This is a genomic window from Marinomonas sp. NPDC078689 (assembly GCF_044542435.1).
Classification (GTDB): Bacteria; Pseudomonadota; Gammaproteobacteria; order Pseudomonadales; family Marinomonadaceae; genus Marinomonas; species Marinomonas arenicola.
Window position 1 is genome coordinate 286,498 of the sequence record NZ_JBITUJ010000004.1, and the last position, 20,785, is coordinate 307,282.

Annotated in this window: 14 protein-coding genes; 8 read left to right on the forward strand and 6 right to left on the reverse strand. The window is 45.3% G+C overall.

Annotated features, from left to right (window positions below; genetic code table 11):
• Nucleotides 1–85 precede the first annotated feature (85 nt).
• Nucleotides 86–1,210, reverse strand: a complete 1,125-nt coding sequence (locus ACIGBN_RS09735; protein ID WP_396665124.1) for an extracellular solute-binding protein — start codon at nt 1,208–1,210, stop codon at nt 86–88.
• A 104-nt stretch (nt 1,211–1,314) separates the two neighbouring features.
• Nucleotides 1,315–2,655: a glutamine synthetase family protein gene (locus ACIGBN_RS09740; RefSeq protein WP_133001498.1), complete on the reverse strand. Its 1,341-nt coding sequence runs from the start codon at nt 2,653–2,655 to the stop codon at nt 1,315–1,317.
• Nucleotides 2,656–2,986: 331 nt separating this feature from the next.
• On the opposite strand from ACIGBN_RS09740, the gene ACIGBN_RS09745 reads away from it, so the two are divergent.
• The 5 genes from ACIGBN_RS09745 (at nt 2,987) to ACIGBN_RS09765 (ending at nt 8,949) form a co-directional block, all read left to right on the forward strand.
• Nucleotides 2,987–4,270 (forward strand): NAD(P)/FAD-dependent oxidoreductase, encoded by a 1,284-nt coding sequence (locus ACIGBN_RS09745; protein ID WP_396665126.1) that lies wholly within the window; start codon nt 2,987–2,989, stop codon nt 4,268–4,270.
• Between the two features lie 51 nt (nt 4,271–4,321).
• A complete protein-coding gene (locus tag ACIGBN_RS09750; RefSeq protein ID WP_396665128.1) occupies nt 4,322–4,987 on the forward strand; it encodes a TetR/AcrR family transcriptional regulator in 666 nt (221 codons plus the stop codon).
• 458 nt (nt 4,988–5,445) lie between these two features.
• Nucleotides 5,446–6,423 carry an HlyD family efflux transporter periplasmic adaptor subunit gene (locus tag ACIGBN_RS09755; RefSeq protein WP_396665130.1) on the forward strand — a complete coding sequence of 326 codons (978 nt, stop codon included), beginning with the start codon at nt 5,446–5,448 and terminating at the stop codon, nt 6,421–6,423.
• A gap of 2 nt (nt 6,424–6,425) precedes the next feature.
• Entirely contained in the window at nt 6,426–7,991 is a 1,566-nt protein-coding gene (locus tag ACIGBN_RS09760; RefSeq protein ID WP_396665132.1) for an MFS transporter, read from the forward strand.
• 22 nt (nt 7,992–8,013) lie between these two features.
• Complete coding sequence (locus ACIGBN_RS09765) at nt 8,014–8,949, forward strand: LysR substrate-binding domain-containing protein (protein ID WP_396665134.1); 936 nt, start codon at nt 8,014–8,016, stop codon at nt 8,947–8,949.
• Nucleotides 8,950–9,248: 299 nt separating this feature from the next.
• Here the strand turns inward: ACIGBN_RS09765 and ACIGBN_RS09770 are convergent, their stop codons facing one another.
• The gene (locus tag ACIGBN_RS09770; protein WP_396665136.1) at nt 9,249–13,142 is read right to left on the reverse strand and encodes a CHASE domain-containing protein; all 3,894 of its coding nucleotides are present in this window, start codon (nt 13,140–13,142) and stop codon (nt 9,249–9,251) included.
• Nucleotides 13,143–13,404: 262 nt separating this feature from the next.
• Between ACIGBN_RS09770 and ACIGBN_RS09775 the strand changes: the two genes are divergently transcribed.
• From ACIGBN_RS09775 to xylA, 3 genes are all read left to right on the forward strand, one after another.
• A complete protein-coding gene (locus ACIGBN_RS09775) occupies nt 13,405–13,731 on the forward strand; it encodes a hypothetical protein (protein WP_133001504.1) in 327 nt (108 codons plus the stop codon).
• A 126-nt stretch (nt 13,732–13,857) separates the two neighbouring features.
• Entirely contained in the window at nt 13,858–15,051 is a 1,194-nt protein-coding gene (gene fdhA / locus ACIGBN_RS09780) for a formaldehyde dehydrogenase, glutathione-independent (protein ID WP_133001505.1), read from the forward strand.
• 244 nt (nt 15,052–15,295) lie between these two features.
• Nucleotides 15,296–16,615: a xylose isomerase gene (gene xylA, locus ACIGBN_RS09785; protein WP_396665139.1), complete on the forward strand. Its 1,320-nt coding sequence runs from the start codon at nt 15,296–15,298 to the stop codon at nt 16,613–16,615.
• 137 nt (nt 16,616–16,752) lie between these two features.
• Here the strand turns inward: xylA and ACIGBN_RS09790 are convergent, their stop codons facing one another.
• From ACIGBN_RS09790 to ACIGBN_RS09800, 3 genes are all read right to left on the reverse strand, one after another.
• Nucleotides 16,753–17,946: a XylR family transcriptional regulator gene (locus ACIGBN_RS09790; RefSeq protein ID WP_396665141.1), complete on the reverse strand. Its 1,194-nt coding sequence runs from the start codon at nt 17,944–17,946 to the stop codon at nt 16,753–16,755.
• Nucleotides 17,947–18,104: 158 nt separating this feature from the next.
• Entirely contained in the window at nt 18,105–19,580 is a 1,476-nt protein-coding gene (xylB, locus tag ACIGBN_RS09795; protein ID WP_396665143.1) for a xylulokinase, read from the reverse strand.
• A gap of 70 nt (nt 19,581–19,650) precedes the next feature.
• Complete coding sequence (locus ACIGBN_RS09800) at nt 19,651–20,781, reverse strand: sugar ABC transporter permease (protein ID WP_133001509.1); 1,131 nt, start codon at nt 20,779–20,781, stop codon at nt 19,651–19,653.
• Nucleotides 20,782–20,785: the final 4 nt, after the last annotated feature.

The following is a 20,785-nucleotide window of genomic DNA, read 5'->3' on the forward strand; positions in this document are numbered from 1 at the left end:
AATTAAAAAGCCCAGTAATTGCTTACTGGGCTTTCGTTATGATCACCTACTCGCTTCAGTGCAAGTCGTGGTGTCTTGCTGATGTCTATTGGCCGGTTTTTACATGCATCCAGATGCGGGTCATAAGACGATCAATTTTAGGTCCTCGCAGTTTCTGGGTGAACAAACGCTTTTTCACCTCTGCAGAAGGGTAAATACTCGGATTATTAGAGATGTCTTGATCCTGCAAAGCAGTCGCCTTCATGTTCGGATTCGCATAAGCCACATAGTTAGTCACTTCTGCAATCACTTCTGGCTCCATTAGATAGTTAATGAATGCCAACGCCGCATCCATATTTTTAGCGCCTTTTGGAATGCCTAACATATCAAACCAAATTTGCGTGCCTTCTTTGGGAATGCTGTAACTAACCTCAACCCCATTGTCCGCTTCAGCGGCACGGTCTTGTGCTTGGATCACATCGCCAGACCAACCAATCGCCACACAGATATCACCGTTTGCTAGAGCACTAATATAAGCAGAAGAGTGGAATTGGCTAACGTAAGGGCGAACCGAATCAAGTAACTTCACTGGCGCGCTGTCTAGGGCGTAGTCTTTCGGGTTACGAGAATTCGGGTCCATGCCTAGGTAGTTCAGCGCAAGCGGGTAAAGCTCATCTGGTGAATCTAAGAACATGACGCCACACTGCTGAAGTTTCTTCATGTTTTCTGGTTTGAACACCAGATCCCAACTGTCTACAGGCGCGTCCTTACCGAGAACTTCTTCGACTTTTTTCTTGTTGTAACCAATGCCAGTAGTGCCCCATAAATACGGCACGCCATATTGGTTGCCCGGATCGGCATTTTGCAAATAAGACAGTAGCTCTGGATCGATGTTTTTCAAATTAGGCAATTTAGACTTGTCTAGCTTTTGAAATGCACCGGCTTGAATCTGACGCCCCATAAAGGACGCCGTTGGCACGACCACATCATAGCCAGAGCTGCCTGCTAGCAATTTAGCTTCCAGCACTTCGTTGCTATCAAACACATCCGCCACCACATTGATGCCAGTTTGCTTCTCAAAGTTCTCAATCGTATGTTCGCCAATGTAATCAGACCAGTTGAAAAACTTAAGTTCTTCTTCAGCCAAACCTGTTATTGGTGTTGCCACCGCCGCCATAACGGCCAGTGGTGATATCATACGTTTAAACGAATGGGATAAAGCGCTTTTCATACCTATGTGCCTCACTTAGTGGTGGTAGATTTATTTGTCTTTTCTCTCACATGCTTGTGGTGTTTGCATTAATAACAAAGTACTAATGCAACCCTAAATGACAATTACACATTCAATAGTAAATGCTCTCGTTCCCAAGAACTGATCACTTTATTGAAGGTTTCAAACTCAGTACGTTTCACCCCTATGTAGGCATCAACGAATTGCTGTCCCATGATGTTACAAATCTCAGGGCAATCCTCTAATAGACGCAAGGCCTCTTCTAGGGTTCGTGCCAACTCAATTTCTTCGATTTCGATGGCCGCCTCTTCACCAGACGGTTCTGTCGGACGAAGCTTTTCTTTTATTCCTAAATAACCACACGCCAAACTCGTCGCAATGGCTAAGTAAGGGTTGCAATCTGAGCCCGGGAAACGGTTTTCTATGCGGAACGCCTCTGGCGACGATACCGGTATACGCAAGCCTGCGGTTCTATCATCAACTCCCCATTTCATATTCACAGGAGCGGCCATTTCTGGTGCAAAACGACGGTATGAATTGACATTGGGAGCAAAAAAGCTGATCGCATTTGGCGTGTATTTTTGCAATCCGCCTAAGTAGTTATAGAAGGATTCGCTGTATTTACCATTGTCATTAAAGATATTTTTACCGGTTTTAATATCAATAAGACTTTGGTGAATGTGCATGGCGCTGCCAGGCTCATTTTGCATTGGCTTCGCCATAAAGGTGGCGTGTATATCATGTTTAATCGCCGTCTCACGCATTGTCCGCTTGAAGACAAAAACCTGATCCGCTAGATCCAGCGGGTCACCGTGAAGAAAGTTGATTTCCATCTGTGCCGCGCCGGATTCATGAATCAAGGTATCCACATCAAGATTCTGTGCTTCACAGTAGGCATATAAGGTATCGATAACAGGATTGAACTCATTCGCGGCATCGATGCTGTAAGAGCGACGCGCTGTTTCTCGACGACCAGAACGACCAGCAGCCGGTTTTAGCTCATAATCAGGATCGTTGTTTTTCTGGATCAGATAAAATTCCATTTCTGGCGCAATAACAGGTCGTAAGCCTTCTTTTTCAAATAAGGCCAATACGTGTCGTAAAATAGTTCGGCTCGCCAATGGATGAGGGTTGCCCTCTGTATCAAAACAGTCATTAATCACTTGAGCCGTCGGTTCATCGGCCCAAGGAACAATCCGTAAGGTATTTGTATCGGGAACCAGTATCATGTCTCGGTCACGGGCATCGACAATATCATAGTGGTTAGACGCCCAATCTCCCGTCACACTTTGCACGAGAACCGTTTCAGGCAAACGCCCTTCTTCTTCAGATAAAAACTTACGCGTTGGGTAAAACTTGCCACGAGCATTGCCCGTCATATCCGGTAGCGTAGACTCTATTTCTGTAATGGAATTTGCTTTAAGGAAATCCTCTAGGACACCCATACATCACCTTTTGTAAAAATTAACTGTGAAATTTCCAATAAAAAAACTCTGTACGCCCTTCTCTATGTGCTTAGCGATCACAACCCAAAAGGTCGTCAGAGTCTTTCTTTCCTTTATATGATCAATTCATAAACCAAAAACCGAATCATCACTCGGTTTAAACCCTATTTAATGATCACTTAAAAATCAACAAAAATTTAATAAAAAGTCTATATACTCCTAAATATGGTTTTTTTAATTGAATTATTATTCGGTTTTAATTAGATTCCTCTGCATGTCATTTTATTTAACAAATTAAGACAACTACTGTTACCAGTATTAAGGATAGGTTATGAAAAACCACGGTTTTGAAGCGTCATATTACGCTAACACAGCGAATCAAACCCTGAGTTTTCCATCATTAGGCGGCGATACTGACACCGATGTTTGTATCATAGGTGGTGGCTACACAGGATTGTCGGCCGCCCTTCACCTATCCGAAAAAGGCTTTCGTGTTACCTTACTAGAAGCGCATGTGATCGGCTCTGGGGCATCAGGCCGAAATGGCGGTCAAATTTGCCAAGGCCATAATATGAGCCATGCCGAGTTGAAAAAGAAAGCCGGTCAAGACACGGCGGACATATTGTGGCATTTGTCCGTTGAGTCGGTCGACTTAGTAAAGTCGCTGATCAAAGAGCACGATATAGATTGTGACTATAAATCGGGGGTTTTACACGTGGCGTCCAAAGCCTCCCATGTAAAAGACATTAAAGACGCCGTCGACTACAAAAGAAACGTATTGGGTTACGATAAAATTGACTATTTAGATGCCCAGTCCGTCGCCGAAAAACTGGGAACGACCCATTTCCACGGTGGTGAGTATTATCAAGACGGTGGCCACCTCCACCCTTTAAATTACGCGCTAGGTCTGGCCAAAGCCGCTAAAAGCAAAGGGGCGAATCTCTACGAAAGAACCAAGGTTATTGACTACCAAGCGGGGGATAATCCCTCTGTGCGCACCGCAAAAGGCACGGTAAGAGCAAAATACCTTTTATTTGCCTGCAATGGTTATCTTGGCAATCTAAACCCAAATGCAGCCAAAAAGATGATGCCAATCAATAACTTCATCCTAGCTACCGAGCCTTTACCTGAAGAAGTCTATAACCGAATTAACCCACAAGACGTGGCCGTCGCCGATTCAAAGTTTGTGATTAATTACTTCCGACTTTCTGCCGACAAACGCATGCTATGGGGCGGTGGTGAGAACTACAGCGCTCGCTTTCCAAAAGACATAGGGGCGTTTGTGCAAAAACACATGATCGAGATTTATCCCGAGCTAAAAAAAGCCAATATCGACTTTAGTTGGGGAGGGACGCTCGCGATCACACTCAATCGCATGCCTTACTTTGGTCACCAAGAAAAAAATGTATTTTTAGCCCAGGGATATTCAGGTCATGGCGTCGCACTGGCGACATTAGGCGGCAAACTCATGGCCGAAGCCGTCAGTGGCACCGCCGAACGATTTGATGTTTTCTCACAAATTCCAAGCGCTAATTTCCCTGGTGGTACCTTGTTGCGCTGGCCTGGGCTTGTCGCAGGCATGTTGTATTACTCATTACGAGACCGCTTATCCTAACCTTATGACTAAGGTACAATAGCGCCGCCCTGCACCCATAAAGGTCTAACAATGCCGAACAAAAGCAAAACACCAAAAGTGACTCTAGAAGACAGCCAAAAGCAAGATCTAGCGCCACGCAATGAGCCAGTACAAAGCCGTTCTATTCGTCGCTCAAAACAGATTATTGATGTGACCGGCGAACTATTAGAGCGAGTCGGCTTAGATGACCTCAATACCATTATCATTGCCAAAGAAGTGGGCATTTCTATTGGCTCTTTGTACCACTATTTCCCCAACAAATACGCCATCTTGTACGCTATGGGCAGCCGTTGGTTAGAAAGCATAGATACCGTGTTTAATGAGGTACAGAAATGGCCCCTAGAAGAATTAGAAGTCGATGACTTAATCGATAAAATTTTGGCTATTCATCTAAAAACCTATAAAAAACAAAAAGCTATTTTAACGCTAGTGCAAGCCATGTTTTCCGTTAAGGAGCTGCGTGAGCTGGATGAAAAGCACGACGAGCTTGTTATTAACCAGATGTCTGAAGTTTTCAAGCGCATTGGTCTACAACGCCATATTCGTGAAAGAGAGCGTATTGCCCGCCTCTACCTTGAAGTGACACACAGTACTTTTCTCGTGGTTGTTAACCAAAATGAAAACCGCGCAAAGCGCACTCTCAATGATCTAAAAAGAATGATTGAAAGCCTTTTAGCCCACCATCTTAGCAACTAGCAAGAGCGCTAAGATGGCCGTTTTTCTGCGTTAAAAAACAGGTGTTTGTTTTATATACAATACATTCTATATTTTTTCTTATTCTTATTTCTGCCATATTTCTATTTTTTAACCCTAAAATAGCTTTTAAACCAATGACTTATCGCAAAAAATAAGGAATAAAGAGACAAAAAGAATTGTCCTATTTGTGAGATTTTGAATCTCATTTTTCGAGATTGCCCTCCCCAACCAATCCTTTTACTCTAGGCGCCCTTACCCTCTTCTAGACTATATTCCACGAGCACAAAGAGCGCATGACCAAGATCGAAAAACACACCCTTAAAAAGAAAAATACACTCGTTCTATTATCCTTTTTGAGCATAATAAGCGGTGTCGGGCTATATTTTTGGTGGTCATTACTAGGCCAATTTCACGAAACAACAGAAGATGCTTATGTTGCTGGAGATATCGTTAGCGTGATGTCTCAAGTATCCGGGACTGTCACAGATATCATGGCGGACAATACCCGCCAAGTACATCAAGCCGACACCCTAGTCCAGATCAATCCACTGGATGCCCAATTAACGCTGCAGCAGTCGCAAGCAAATCTTGCCAGCACCATCCGTATGGTGCGTAATGAATTTGCCACATTAGAAGAAGAAAAAGCCAATGTCGATGTTGCTTATGAAGCCTTGGACAAGGCTAAACATGATTACCAGCGCCGCATTCAACTGCGCAAAGACAATCTTATTTCTGCCGAAGATTTAAGCCACTATAAAAGCACCTTTACCAGTGCTAAAGCCTCCTATCACGCTGCGCTAAAAGCGTATGATGCAGGCAAAACACAAGTAGACAACACCACGGTACTCACTCACCCTGATGTATTAAAGGCGGAGTCTGCATTACGTACCGCATGGCTTACCTTACACAGAACAAAAATCCTCGCACCAGTAGAGGGTTATATCGCACAACGTAGCGTGCAAGTTGGTCAGTACGTTAGCGCAGGTAGCAATTTAATGTCGGTCATCCCGCTCAAAGGCGTTTGGGTTACCGCGAACTTCAAAGAAACTCAAATTGGGAATATTCACGCAGGTCAAGATGTCATTCTACAGTCGGATGTCTATGGTTCCCATGTTGTCTACCATGGAAAAGTACTGGGCATTGAGCCCGGAACGGGGAGCGCCTTTTCCTTACTGCCATCATCTAATGCAACGGGAAATTGGATAAAGGTTGTACAGCGCGTTCCTGTCAGAATCGTATTAAACGAAACAGAGCTTGAACAACACCCACTTCGGCCTGGGCTTTCAATGCATGTGGACGTCAATACAGAAAATGCTGGTAAGCCAGCATTAGGTACGCTTTCTGGTAACCCCCAACCATGGCGTACGAATATCTTTGATCATAACGATAAGGAAGTCGACGCTATTATCCAAAAGATCATTAAAGACAACGTTTAACCATGATTAGACGCATTGCTCAGCACAGATACGTGCCCGATTTGTCCCATGAGTGGTTAATGGTTACGACTATTTTTCTGCTTATGATCATTAACTTCTTGCAAGTGGGAATGATCGCCTTTGCGGCATCTCCTCTGATGGGAGAGTTAGGGGTATCACCTCAAGAGTACAGTCTAACGTCTGCAGCTTATGCTGCGGTGGCGATTGTGACTATTTCCAAACAACGCTGGTTAGTTGAGAGAATGGGATGGAAGCGTTACATATTAACTTCAATCCTCATCTTTTTTCTGGGTTGTAGCGTCTGCTTTAGTAGCCGAAATTTTAGTCAGTTCTTGATTGGACATATCATTATGGGAATTGGGGGTGCGGCCTTTATGAGTGGCGCTCGCACTATGATCACTCTGTTTCCTGCAGGCCCTTTACGCTTTAAAGGCTTAAAAGGCTATGTCTATGGCTTAACCATTGGGATGGCGCTGTCGCCTTTTCTGTCAGCCTGTTTGTTTATTTACGCTTCTTGGAATTATCTGTTTCTTGTTCTAATGGGGCTCTGTATTTTAGCGGCTGCGAGTGCATCATTTTGCCTTCCTGGCATTCCCCCTAAAGAAGCACTGCGTAGCCAATCTCACCCTTATTTTTTGATGGCACTTGCCACTGGCTCATTTTTAACCCTCTACGCATTAGACTCAGGAAGCTATGAGTTTTACAGCAACACCATCCTAGTCAGCGTCATTTTACTCTTGGGGTTAACCAGTATTTATTATTTTTTTCGTAGCATGATACGCCACCAGCATGCAGCACCGCTGCTTTCTATGAAGCCGCTACTGGATAATAAGAGATTTCGTTCTGGCATATTAGTATTTTTTCTTTGCTACTTAATCATGGGATCTAATAGCTATTTTTTGCCTCAGGTATTGGAAAAAGGATTAGGCTTTGGTTGGGGCACTGTTGGCACTTGGTATAGCCTAGGGTTAACATCCATGGTGATTGGCGCCTGGGTTCAGTTAAAATGCCTTCCTAAAAGCCCCAATGGCAAAAAGTACTTCCTCATTGGTTTTTCCTGTATCTGTGCATACGGCTACCTGATGTCACGCCTATCTTCTAGCACAGACATTCAAACCTATATCCTGCCATGTATTGTGCTATACGGTGTGTTCGGCATTTTTCTGCAAGCAACTGCCGCTGCGAAAACATTTGGCGAATTAGAAAACAATGAAGTGATGTTTTCACACGGCCAACAATTTAAAAATATGATCTCCCAAATCGGCCAATCTATGGGGGTTGCGCTGGCCAGTATTGGGTTACAATGGCGCACCACCGTTCATTATGATTTGCTCAATGATCGCGTTACCAGCCACAACCCCATTTACCAAAAAACCTTAGCGCAAGTCGCTGACCAATATGCCAAGCACACGGATTCAGCGGTGGCGCAAAAAATGGCCTTTAGCTGGATCGAAAGTTTACTCAATGAACAATCTATATTGTTAGCTGGGATTGATTATTTCACTTTGCTGTTTTTTGTTGGCATCATTGGTTTTGTGATTATGCTCATTCAAAAACGACTTAATTAACTTCTTTTTTATCAGGTAAAACATGGATTTTAATGACATCTACTACTTTTACCTTACCGCAGAAAACCGTGGTTTCACCGCAGCAGAACGCGCTTCAGGTATTACTAAATCACTGCTAAGTCGACGTGTGGCTCAGCTTGAAGAAAAAGTCGGTGTGCAATTAATTCAACGTAATAGCCGTCAATTTTCCCTCACTGAAGCGGGTCGACAGTTATACGAAGGTGCCATTAACATGGTGTCAGAAGGCAAGTCTGCGTATGACTCTGTGGCGCTTTTACGCTCCGAGCCATCGGGTATAGTAAAGGTCAGTTGCCCCACCGTTTTAGCACAACATCATTTATCTCTATTGCTGCCTGATTTTATGCGGCAATATCCTAAAATCTGCGTGTCTCTTGACGCCACAGATCGACACGTTCAAGTGATTGAAGAAGGGATCGATATTGCACTACGCTCAACAAAATCAATTGATAACGAGCCTGGTTTAATCACAAGAGCATTAGCTACGACCAAAATGATTCTGGTTGCTAGTCCTAGTTTTATCGAGCAATACGGCACTCCGACTCACCCTAATCAATTGGTACGAATGCCAACTCTCTGCAACGAGATAGAGCGGCGAGAAAGTGAATATAAGTGGGAATTATTCGGTCCTGAAGGCAGTCATTGTATTATCAAGCATCATCCTAGACTGTTCTGCTTTAATCGCTGGGTGCAATTAGAATCCGCCGTTCAAGGCATTGGTTTAGGCTTGCTGCCAAACCCAGTGGCCGCGCACAGTTTAGAAAACGGGAAGCTGCTCCATGTACTGCCTGAGTGGACAACGAAAGCTCAAGTTATCTACGCTGTGTTTTCAAAAAGAAAAGGCATGAACCCTGCTTCACGTGCCTTCTTAGATTACCTTATTTTGCATTTGCCTGAAATTTTAACCGCGCCATCCTTTGATAATAATTTTTTCACATAAGCTTGGTTACACTGTGTGTTCTATATGTGTGTTTGTGTAAAAAATGTGGATTTCGATCAATCCTCATGGTTTAGTGTCTCTCAGCACTCGAACACCACTTTCAAGGAGAACAGCGATGGAAAACTTTATTTTAGACGATGCGCTTAACTTAGCCGCGCTGGCTATCATGCTAGGTAGCTTTGCCGTTCTGGCGGTAACAAACGTAGTCCATGTGATTAAAAACCGCGTCGCTTAATAACGAATCTATAAGCTCTTTCGTCACACTGCGAAAGAGCTTTGATTCTTTTCTTATTCCCCACCTATACCGTCACACCCAATTCTAACAATACACTTTCTAAGTCCTTTTTTACTTGCTCTAAATAAAGCGTCAGATCCCATTCCAAGCGAATACTGTCTACCACATTGTCATCTTTGGCGCTCTTCAACAAAGCTTCAATATCAGACATTGTGTTTGAACAAGCGCTAAGCCCCATTGTGCCAGTTGACCCCTTCAGAGAATGCGCCGTTTTCAATAATACTTGTCTATCGCGCTGTGCCATGGCTTGCTCAAGGTTTTCTAGTAAGACGCCTGTTTCTTGCAAAAAGCTTTCTTTTAAGCTGGCATAAAGCGCTTTGTTATTCGCAAACCGAGCCATGATTGATGCCACCTCTTCCGTTCTTCTGTTCTCTATCATGCCCTGACTCACATGAGCATCTGACTCAATACATGCACTAGGCTCTACATCGGCTTTTCTAAAACGCCCTACATGCTGACAGATCACACAAATCATCAGATCAATATCGAGTGGCTTACCTAGGTGATCATTCATTCCTGCATGCAGACAGGCTTCTTGATCAGACTTAGACACATTCGCAGTCATGGCGACAATCGGCAGCTGAGTAAACCGCGGGTCTCGACGTATTCTTCTGGTTGCCTCTAAACCGTCTACATTCGGCATTTGCATGTCCATCAACACTAAGTCAAACGCCGAAAGGTCAGACTCTAATACCGCAGCGACGCCTTCTTCGCCCCCTTCGGCTAGCGTCACTTCAGCACCTTCTGCCTGCAGCAGTTCCTCTGCGACTTGACGGTTAAACGCGTTATCTTCCACCACTAAAAGTCGAAGTCCTTGCAAGCGATTCGTACTGGAGAGAGAGGCGGTTGCAGCAAGGCGCTCTGTAATAACAGCAACTTCCTGCTCATCAACCACAGGTAACACCAACGAGAAATAGAAATGACTGCCTTCACCCAATACACTTTCGACCATCAATTCTCCCCCCATCAAACGCACTAGACGACGAGAAATAACGAGGCCCAAGCCAGAACCACCAAAACGTCGAGCGGTGGAAGATTCCGCCTGCGAAAACACCTCGAAAATATTTTCCTTCTGACGCATGTCGATCCCTATTCCTGTGTCTTTTACACTGAATTTAAGGTGTGAAACCTCAGGGCGACTGAAGACCTGTTTAATCGAAACTTCCACCGTCCCTTCCAAGGTGAACTTCAAGGCATTACTGGATAAATTGGTCAGAACTTGCAATAAACGCAGATGATCTCCCTCTAAAAACGCGGGTATATTGCTATCAATGTCGTAACTGAGTTTAACCTTGGTATTCATAGCAAGCCCTGAGAGAAGCGTATCCAACTCTGAAACTAGCTGTGTTAACGAAAATGGTGCATGCTCAATTTCGAGCTTGCCGGCGTCGACTTTCGAGTAATCCAAAATGTCATTGATTAATCCCAATAACGACTTCGCAGCGACATGCGCCTTGGCAATATAATCTGCTTGCTTTACATCCAGGGCGGTTCGCTGAACCAATTGCAACATGCCGAGCACCGCATTCATTGGGGTACGAATTTCATGACTCATGTTAGCTAAGAACTCTGACTTAGCTAAACTAGCGGCATCCGCTTCTTCTTTGGCTCGTCGTAACCAAGTTTCTAATTCATACTCTTGTGTAATGTCTCGGTTAATGCCTGTAACACTGGTCACATTGCCTTGCCTATCTAGCTCTACATGTGCTCGCGCTTGGATATATCGAACACTTTCATTTGGCAAAACAATACGATACATCTGATCGAAGGCTTCACCATCCTGCAAGGTTCTTTGCAGCGCTTGTTCAAAGTCAGCTTTGTCTTCCAGATGAAGGCGCTCCATCCAATGTTGGTAAGTCACCCCTTCTCGCTTAAGGGTGATTGGCTGCTGATAGATTTGAAACATCATGTCATTCCAATCTAGCTCATCGGTTTGTACATTCCATGTCCAAATCCCCAGTTGCGCCACATTGGCGGCCATCAATAATTGATCTCGCATCGAGATGATTTTGGCGTTTGACTTTTTCTGCTTGGTTATATCGATTGCCATGTTTAAGAAACCGATGACCACTCCCTTGTCATCATGCATTGGAGTAATGACCACAGAAACATCAAGGTGTTTGCCTTGTTTGTCTATATAGGTCCACTCCCGACTGTCTGATTTTTTATGTATAGCATGGTAAAACAAGGTCGCCAGTTCTGACTCTATTGGCGTCTTTGTGTCGTTTTCTAATGATTTTTTTAACGCTAGAATTTCGTCTTTAAAATGGAAACTTAATGGTGTTAACTGACCAATCACTTCTTCACTAGAATATTTCAGCATTCGTTGAGCACCAGAGTTAAACAAGGTAATCATGCCATCCAAATCCGTAGCAACAATGGCAATTTCAGACGATGCATTAAGAACATCATTTAGGATAAGATTTAACGTTTGAAGCGCCGCCGTTCGCTCTTTCACTTGATTTTCGAGGCTATTGTTTAACTCCCGAATTTTCGCTTCAGCGGACTTTTGTAATGAGATATCACGTACGGATTTAGACGCACCAATCACATAACCACTGGCGCCATAAATGGGAGAAATCGCCACAGAAACAGGTATTTTATTGCCACTCTTGGTTTTCCTTACCGTATCAAAATGGCTAACGTCTTCTCCCTTCTTAATGCTCTCAAATATCTGTCTCTCCTGTTCACTACGATCATCAGGAATCAATAATTGATAGACAGAATCCCCTAAAACATCGCTTTTTTTGTAGCCAAATATCTTCTCAGCGCCTTTATTCCAACTGGTAATAATACCGTCTAACGTTGTGCCAACTATGCCATCTGAAGAGCTTTCAACAATGGCTGCAATCTTTGCTTGCTGTGAAATAATTTCTTGACGATGCTGTCGGCTTACTCGGACAACACCTAATAATGTGGCGCTTAAAAGGCTGATCAATACACCCACCCCAAAAATATCCCTAGGGTTTGGTAAGTTAAGGTTTGCAATAAACGATGGATAAACAGAAAAGCGGCTTTCCCAAATACGGCCATAAATAGGGAAACTCTTTCTTTGAGTATATAGCCCATGAGGTTGGTTATAATTACTGTCAAAAAACATCTCAGAGTTATCGGCTTCCGTTATATCAAATAGTTCAAGATGCACGTTCTTAGTGTTCAAGCCTAAATCAGCCATTACTTCTTGCATCAACAACGGGGCATAACTCCAACCATACGCTCTGTCTTGGCGGGCTTTTAAGGTCTTAGGTGCAGCACCACTATTATAAATAGGCATAAGGATCAAAAAAGATTGCAGTGGGTTGCCCGTTGCCTGCACTAAGGTAATCGGGCCGGTTAAATGCACTTTACCCGTATCTATGGCCGCTTTGGCTGCTGTTCTACGGTTTTTCTCGGAAGCGATATCCAAGCCAACAGCCTGAACATTTCGTACCACAGGTTCAATATATTGAATCACATAGCGCTCACCAGAATGGGGCGATAATTCTTTAATGTGAAAATCTAACCAGCCATCTTGCTGCGCTCTTTGCACGAAACGCTCAACGTCAGAAGGCTGAACTCGTCGAATAAAACCAAACCCTCGTGCACCAGGAAACTCTTGGTCTATGTCGCGACTCAAGCTATAGCGCATAAAAAGACGGCGAGAAAGACCATATTCCCCTGCGGTTAAAATCGCCCCACGAGCGCCTCTAAGCCCGTATTGATAGAGTCTAATACGTTCATTGACGGTTTTGATGGCTTGATCAGAAGCGACTTGAACAGCTTTGGTAATTCGATGTTGATTATTGGATTTGATGTGCTCAGTGATTAGCGCCGTGAGGCACAACCCCACCAGCAATGTCGCCAACACCCACTTATTACTGATCGAATCTGCGAATTTCCATTTCTTCATTCTAATCATCACCCTATCGCCTTAAATAATGAGGCGGCTTGTGAAAAAAACCTTCGTCTAGAAAAAAAGAAGGTGCTCACTCGACAGACAAACGAGCACACAGGCCCTGTGTAAGTCTTAGCTAACTATAGTAGAAAAAGCATTCCATAAATCACATATAAACCATCTAGTTACAATATTAAACATTTGCGAATTCCCCCCTTAAATCAACAGAAACACAGCCCAGGTGATATGGCATAATGCACTCAACTCGATTCAATCTGGAGATAGTATGCGCGTGATATTGACGCTTCTCATAGCAACCCTAATAAGCAGCTGTAGCTTAATTAATCAGAAGGCCCTTTCATTACAAGTCGGCATGGGAAAAGCGGAAGTGAGTAAGATTATGGGGACGCCTAACCGACGCTCTTTTAATGGCACAACCGAAGCTTGGCAATACGCTGATTTCGTTAGCAAGGATCAATGTAGCTACATTACAGCCTGGTTTAAAGGTGAAAGCTTAGCCGCCCTGACGTCTCGAGAAGAGACCCGAATGAAGGATTGCAGCAAGGGTATTTTAGACATTGATTGGTCACAAATCCCAATGGGAGTAAATTAGATAAAAGTGTGTAAATGAGTACCATTATTGTCGCTTTTGGTTTCTTTTTATCCAGCAATAAGCCTATTCTGTCGATGGATGCACAAGCATGTAGTTCCTAATAACAATAAACACAGGATGTCCGACATGAATAACCATGCAAACCGTGGCGTTGTCTATCAAGGCAATGGCACAGTCAAAGTAGAAGCAATCCCTTTTCCCGAACTCGCTATTGGCAAACGTCGTTGCGACCACGGCGTTATCCTCAAAGTCGTCACGACAAATATTTGCGGCAGTGACCAACACATGGTGCGTGGCCGCACGACCGCGCCCAATGGTCTAGTTCTAGGCCATGAAATTACCGGTGAAGTCATTGAATGCGGCCGAGATGTTGAGTTCATCCACGTGGGAGATCTGGTGTCTGTTCCATTCAACATTGCCTGTGGCCGCTGCCGCCATTGTAAAGAAGGCAAAACGGGGATTTGTTTGAATGTGAACCCAGCGCGCCCGGGCGCGGCTTATGGCTATGTAGACATGGGCGGCTGGGTTGGTGGGCAAGCCGATTACGTCATGGTGCCTTACGCTGATTTCAACTTATTAAAGTTCCCTAACGCAGACCAAGCCCGCGAAAAAATCCAAGATCTAACACTCTTATCTGATATTTTCCCAACCGGATTCCATGGCTGTATCACCGCAGGAGTTGGCCCTGGTTCGACTGTCTACATTGCAGGAGCTGGCCCTGTAGGATTGGCCGCTGCCGCCTCTGCAAAACTGCTGGGTGCCGCCTGTATTATCGTTGGCGATATGGTAGAAGACAGGTTAAACCAAGCGCGCTCTTTTGGCTGCGAAACCATCGATCTAAAACAAGAAGGCGATATGCAAGACAAGATTGAAGCCATTCTTGGCGAACGCGAAGTGGATGCGTTTGTCGATTGTGTCGGCTTTGAAGCCCACGCTTGTGGTTGCAACCATCACCAAGAATCGCCCGCCGTAGTGCTCAACTCTGCAATGCAAATTACCCGCGCAGGGGGGCAAATTGGCATACCTGGCTTGTATGTCACAGAAGATCCGGGGGCGGCCGACGCGGCGGCACAACAAGGCAGCCTGAGCATGCGCTTCGGCCTTGGCTGGGCCAAATCTCACTCTCTTCACACCGGCCAATGCCCTGTGATGAAATACCACCGCCAGCTAATGCAAGCCATCTTATTCGACAAGGTTGAGATCGCTAAAGCCGTCAACGTGCAAATGATCTCCTTAGATCAAGCACCACAAGGCTACGCTGATTTTGATGGCGGAGCGGCTAAAAAATTCGTTATCGATCCTCATAGAATGGTGAGCTAAGCGTTTTTACTCCCAGAACAACGCCAACGTCAGCCTCACTGACACTAGAAAAGCGCTTTCCTTAGGGTAAGCGCTTTTTATTTTTTGCCCCCTCTTCCCCATCATTCGCTCACCAGCATTATTCAGCGCACGACCTCAGCATGGAAAATCAATAACGGAACGAAGAAATTTCGTAATTGCTGGCTTTTTAAAAAACATCAAAGATAAAGGCATCATTAAAACAATAACAAGTTAGGAGTAAACCATGAGCCAGCATTTTGAAAATATCCCTGCAATTAAATATGAAGGGAAAGACTCTTCTAACCCGTTCGCCTTCAAACATTATGATGCCAACAAGGTGCTCATGGGAAAAACCATGGCAGAACATTTGCGCATGTCTGCGTGTTATTGGCATAACTTCTGCTGGCAAGGCAGCGACGTATTTGGTGCCAACACCTTTGATCGGGCTTGGTACAAACCGACAAACGAAATGGAGGCCGCTAAAATGAAAGCCGATGCGGCTTTTGAGTTTTTCACTAAACTGGGCATCCCTTACTATAGCTTTCATGATGTGGATGTCAGCCCTGAAGGGCGCTCCGTTAAAGAGTACATACGTAACTTCTCTGAAATGGTCGATGTACTAGAAGCAAAGCAAGAAGAAACAGGAGTCAAGCTCCTGTGGGGAACCGCCAATGCGTTCTCAAATCCACGTTATATGTCTGGCGCCGCATCAAACCCCAACCCTGAAATATTTACCTACGCTGCCACCCAAGTGTTTCACGCAATGAACGCCACCAAAAAACTAAAAGGCGAAAATTACGTTCTTTGGGGTGGTCGTGAAGGCTATGAAACCCTACTGAATACCGATCTAAAACGCGAACGCGCACAGCTTGGTCGTTTCATGCAGATGGTAGTCGAACATAAATACAAAATAGGTTTCGAAGGCACTCTCTTAATTGAACCTAAACCTGCTGAACCTACTAAACACCAATACGACTATGACACTGCCACTGTCTATGGTTTCTTAAAAGAATTTGGTTTAGAGAATGAGATCAAGGTAAACATCGAAGCCAATCATGCCACCTTAGCAGGTCACAGCTTTCATCATGAAATTGCCACCGCCTGCTCGCTAGGCATATTAGGCTCTGTTGACGCCAACCAAGGGGACGCGCAATTAGGTTGGGATACGGACCAGTTCCCAAGCAGTGTTGAAGAGTACGCACTTGTAACGTACGAGATCCTAAAAGCCGGCGGCTTTAAAACCGGCGGCTATATGTTTGACACCAAACTGCGCCGCCAATCCATTGATCTTGAAGACATGTTCCATGCCCATATTGGCGCCATGGACACACTCGCATTATCGCTAGAACGTGCCGTTAAAATGATCGAAGACGCCACTCTAGCGACTCTGGTAGAGCAAAGGTACGCACAATGGAATGACACTCTAGGTTTGGATATTTTAGCGGGCAAACACTCACTTCAAGATTTAGCAGAGTACGCCTTGCGTAACAATCTGAACCCAACTCCGACGTCAGGCCGACAAGAGAGATTAGAAAATATCGTTAACGGCTACATTTACCGTTAATCCCCATTCTTCATGCCTCTTACGCGCGAAAGCGGTTAGGCATCTTGACATTAAAAAAGCGCCTAATTGGCGCTTTTTTAATGTCTCTTAAGGGAGTACAACAGATCACGCCTTTAGCTAAAGGCACGCTATTGTGTTTAAAACTCGCCGCCCTGTTCCTTACCAAGACGCGACGAAATACGATATTCCCTTGGGGTCATACCGACATTTTTACGCATCACTGTGTACATATACTGAACCGATGGATAGCCGCAAGTACGGGCTATTTCATCAAAGGCAAGATTGGTGGACGTAACTAATTCACAGGCTCGATAAAATTTCGTCATGTGCAATTGCTCGTGCATTGAGCAACCGATTTCTTCAACAAATCGCGTTTCTAAGTTGGTACGAGATAAGCCCACATAATCAACGACTTGGGCAACCTTCACCCCTCGACACGCATTATGGCGAATAAAGTGCATCGCCTGAATAACATAGGGGTCATTTAATGCTCGGTAATCAGAAGACTGCCTAGCCTCAACACCCACAGGGTCGACAACAACCAAAGCGTCTTCCACGGAATAGCCAAGTAACATTCGATGCAGCATTTTAGCAGCGGCGTATCCCATCTCTTTACTGCCCTGTTCCACCGAGGAAAGCGCCGTTCGATTCAAATAACGAGCCATGCTTTCGTTATCAATGCCGATAATCGCAATTTCTTCTGGCACCATAATATTAAGATGATCACAGGCCTGTAATAGATGCCTTGCCCGTGAATCCGTTACCGCAACAATACCGATGGGTTTAGGCAAACTGTTTAACCAGGTTTCTAAATCATGTTGCGCGGTTTGCCACGACGCTGCACTGGTCGGTAAGCCAAGATTCACATAAGGATGATAACCATCGGAACGGACTTGCTCGACAAAGGCGCTTTCTCTTTCGCCAGCCCAACGGCTATAGCGGGTACTTGGCACCCCATAAAAAGCAAATTCTGTCAGGCCTTTTTGTTTGAGATGATCATAGGCAAGTTTGACTAAGGCGGCGTTATCGGTGGCGACATAAGGCAGTCTTGGATAATCCGTTTTGTGTGCATAAGAGCCACCAACAGCCACGGTCGGAATCGTCGAGTCTTTCAGAATCGCTTCCACATCTGGGTTATCAAAGTCGGCAATGATACCGTCACCTTCCCAGTGAGTAAGCCCTTCTACTCGGGAGCGAAAATCGTCCTCCAAATAGACATCCCAATCACATTGTGCCGCTTGTAAATATTCACCAATGCCTTCAACCACTTGACGGTCATAGACTTTATTGGCGTTGAAGACGAGATTAAGCCGATAACGTTTTTCAAACATACACATTCATCTCTTATTATTATGGGTATCAGTGATAGATATTTATCATACACTGGTATTTTATTGAGATAATGCCAGATCGAAAAAAAAGAAAAATCACGGTGAAAATTCATAATCAGCAGCCGCAAAGTCAGCACCAATAACAGGGTGTCTCACTCTCAAGAAAACGACGATAACCCCTTCACGCCTTGATACAAGGACTGATATTGTTGACGTTTTTGCTGATAGTACTCTCGATCGTTCATTATCGGTTCAAATCGAGCGATCCTATTAGGTTTACAGCAAATCCCCTGTAATGCGCCCTGCCCATGTATCGCAAGTGCAGCAAGGCGCGCAGCGCCCAATGCCGGCCCCACGTCTCCGCCTTCTCGATAATCCATAGGAACCCCCAAAATAGTCGCAAGCAACTGCAACCAATAATGACTGCGCGCACCGCCACCAATCACATCGATACTCGCCTCTATTTGCTGCACGGATTGCACCGCATCAAGCCCATCCTGCAAGGCGAACGAAACGCCTTCTAACACGGCTTCTAGCAAATCAATCGCTTGTGTTTCATGAGACAAACCATAAAACACCCCTTTGGCATTAGGGTCATTATGGGGCGTTCTTTCGCCGCTTAGATAAGGCAAAAAAACCACCCCTGGATTCGATGACAATTTTCGCTGTATCGGCCGATTCTCCAGCGCTTGGAAAGCCGCTTTTACGCTACCAAATTGCGTTAATTGCACCACCCAATCGACACAACTGGCAGCACTTAAAATCACCGACATGGTATGCCAAGTATTGGGCAAGGCGTGACCAAAGCTGTGTAAGGCAACGTCTGGATTGGCAGTAAAACCATCGCTCACCGAAAAAATCACCCCTGATGTTCCCAGCGATAACATGGTTTGTCCTTTATGTATCACGCCCATACCCACTGCGCCCGCCGCATTGTCACCTCCCCCAGCGACAACCGGCACACAAGGCAAAGACCAGCGCTGTGCAACCTCAAGGCTGAGCGTGCCGGTTATCTCGCAGCCCTCATAAACCTTTGGCATCTGTGCCATGGTTAGCCCTGTTGCGTGCAACATGCGCTCGCTCCAGACTCGCTCTTCCATGTCGAGCCATAAGGTGCCTGACGCATCTGAGACATCCGTGGCAAATTCATTCGTCATGCGTAATCTGAGAAAATCCTTGGGTAATAATACTTTCGCTATGCGCCGAAAGACCTCAGGCTCATGCTCCCGTAGCCACACTAATTTGGGGGCCGTAAAACCAGGCATTACCAAGTTTCCCGTAATCGCTTGCACTTCAGGGCACTGCCTCTGTAATTGCTGGCAAGCGTCAAAAGAGCGCCCGTCATTCCATAAAATAGCCGGCCTTAATACACGATTTTTCGCATCCAATACGGTCGCTCCGTGCATTTGCCCAGACAAACCTATCGCCTTAACCCTGCCTAAATCGTGCGCCAGAGCAAGCGCTAACATAGCCTTATCAGTGGCTTGCCACCAATGTTCTGGGTCTTGTTCAGACCACAATGGATGCGGTCTTGAAACACTCAAAGGCGATGTTTGACTGGCGATCACTTGCCCTTCTTCGGACATTAAAATAACTTTTACACCAGATGTGCCCAGATCGATTCCTAAATACATACGATTTCCTTTTGATGAAGCACGAATTGACGCCACAATTCACCGACAAATGGCTCGGTAAAGGCGCGCATTACTGAGCTTTTTTGGTTTTTACATCCAACCAAACCGCCAACAGCAAGATGCCTCCTTTGACGATCAACTGCCAAAACGTCGGCACATCCAACATGCTCATACCATTGTCTAGGCTCGACATAATCAAGGCCCCCATGATGGCACCAAAAACAGTACCGACACCGCCCGCTAAGCTAGTCCCACCGATAACACACGCGGCAATCGCGTCCAGCTCAGCCATATTACCGGCGGCAGGCGACCCAGCGCCCAAGCGAGAAGTTAAAATTAACGCGGCGACGGCCACCATCACGCCATTGAACCCAAACACAAACATCTTGTTTTTTTCCACGTTGACGCCAGACATCCTAGTGGCTTCGATGTTGCCACCAATGGCGTACACACGGCGCCCAAAGGCGGTTCTTTTGGCCACATAAGTCGCTACCAAAATCAGCGCTCCCATGATCAAAATTGGGGTCGGAATGCCTCGATAGCCTTCCAATATCGCCAATAAAATCAACAGCACAGCCACCGATATAACAGCATTTAAGTATTCAAATTTGGCCGAACTGTTGCTCACACCATGCTTATGTTGTGCTTGGCGACGGCGATACACCTTAGCAATCACCCCCAGACACAAGAGCAACACCAAACTCACGCCCCAACCGGTTGGAACATAACTCTGGCCAATGACGCCTAATGCACCAGAGGTAGGCGCCACCGTAGCGCCATCGGTCAATCCCACCAAAATGCCACGAAACGCCAGCATCCCCGCCAAGGTCACGATAAAAGAAGGGACTTTTTGATACGCCACCCACCAGCCATTAAACAGCCCTAACAATAAGCCTGCTCCCATGGTGATCAAGACGGTCAACATAATAGGAAAGTGAAGCCAAACATCTAGAATCGCCGCAATGCCACCAAGCAAGCCCATCATAGAACCAACAGAAAGGTCGATTTCTGCACTGATTATGACAAACACCATGCCGATCGCTAGCACCCCGACAATGGCGGTTTGACGAAATAAGTTGGACACATTACGAGGTGAAATAAACGCGCCATCGGTGGCAAAAGAAAAGAACACCACGATCAAAAACATCGCAGCCAACATGGCTAACAGCTGCAATTGATTGGTTTTTATTGTTTTTAACATTTTC

What these genes read in the sequence shown, in the direction of transcription:
- ACIGBN_RS09800 (WP_133001509.1), bottom strand. Translation starts at nt 20,781, where the DNA reads ATGTTAAAAACAATAAAAACCAATCAATTGCAGCTGTTAGCCATGTTG.
- xylA (WP_396665139.1), top strand. Translation starts at nt 15,296, where the DNA reads ATGAGCCAGCATTTTGAAAATATCCCTGCAATTAAATATGAAGGGAAA.
- ACIGBN_RS09735 (WP_396665124.1), bottom strand. Translation starts at nt 1,210, where the DNA reads ATGAAAAGCGCTTTATCCCATTCGTTTAAACGTATGATATCACCACTG.
- ACIGBN_RS09770 (WP_396665136.1), bottom strand. Translation starts at nt 13,142, where the DNA reads ATGATTAGAATGAAGAAATGGAAATTCGCAGATTCGATCAGTAATAAG.
- ACIGBN_RS09790 (WP_396665141.1), bottom strand. Translation starts at nt 17,946, where the DNA reads ATGTTTGAAAAACGTTATCGGCTTAATCTCGTCTTCAACGCCAATAAA.
- ACIGBN_RS09750 (WP_396665128.1), top strand. Translation starts at nt 4,322, where the DNA reads ATGCCGAACAAAAGCAAAACACCAAAAGTGACTCTAGAAGACAGCCAA.
- fdhA (WP_133001505.1), top strand. Translation starts at nt 13,858, where the DNA reads ATGAATAACCATGCAAACCGTGGCGTTGTCTATCAAGGCAATGGCACA.
- xylB (WP_396665143.1), bottom strand. Translation starts at nt 19,580, where the DNA reads ATGTATTTAGGAATCGATCTGGGCACATCTGGTGTAAAAGTTATTTTA.
- ACIGBN_RS09765 (WP_396665134.1), top strand. Translation starts at nt 8,014, where the DNA reads ATGGATTTTAATGACATCTACTACTTTTACCTTACCGCAGAAAACCGT.
- ACIGBN_RS09760 (WP_396665132.1), top strand. Translation starts at nt 6,426, where the DNA reads ATGATTAGACGCATTGCTCAGCACAGATACGTGCCCGATTTGTCCCAT.
- ACIGBN_RS09755 (WP_396665130.1), top strand. Translation starts at nt 5,446, where the DNA reads ATGTCTCAAGTATCCGGGACTGTCACAGATATCATGGCGGACAATACC.
- ACIGBN_RS09745 (WP_396665126.1), top strand. Translation starts at nt 2,987, where the DNA reads ATGAAAAACCACGGTTTTGAAGCGTCATATTACGCTAACACAGCGAAT.
- ACIGBN_RS09740 (WP_133001498.1), bottom strand. Translation starts at nt 2,655, where the DNA reads ATGGGTGTCCTAGAGGATTTCCTTAAAGCAAATTCCATTACAGAAATA.
- ACIGBN_RS09775 (WP_133001504.1), top strand. Translation starts at nt 13,405, where the DNA reads ATGCGCGTGATATTGACGCTTCTCATAGCAACCCTAATAAGCAGCTGT.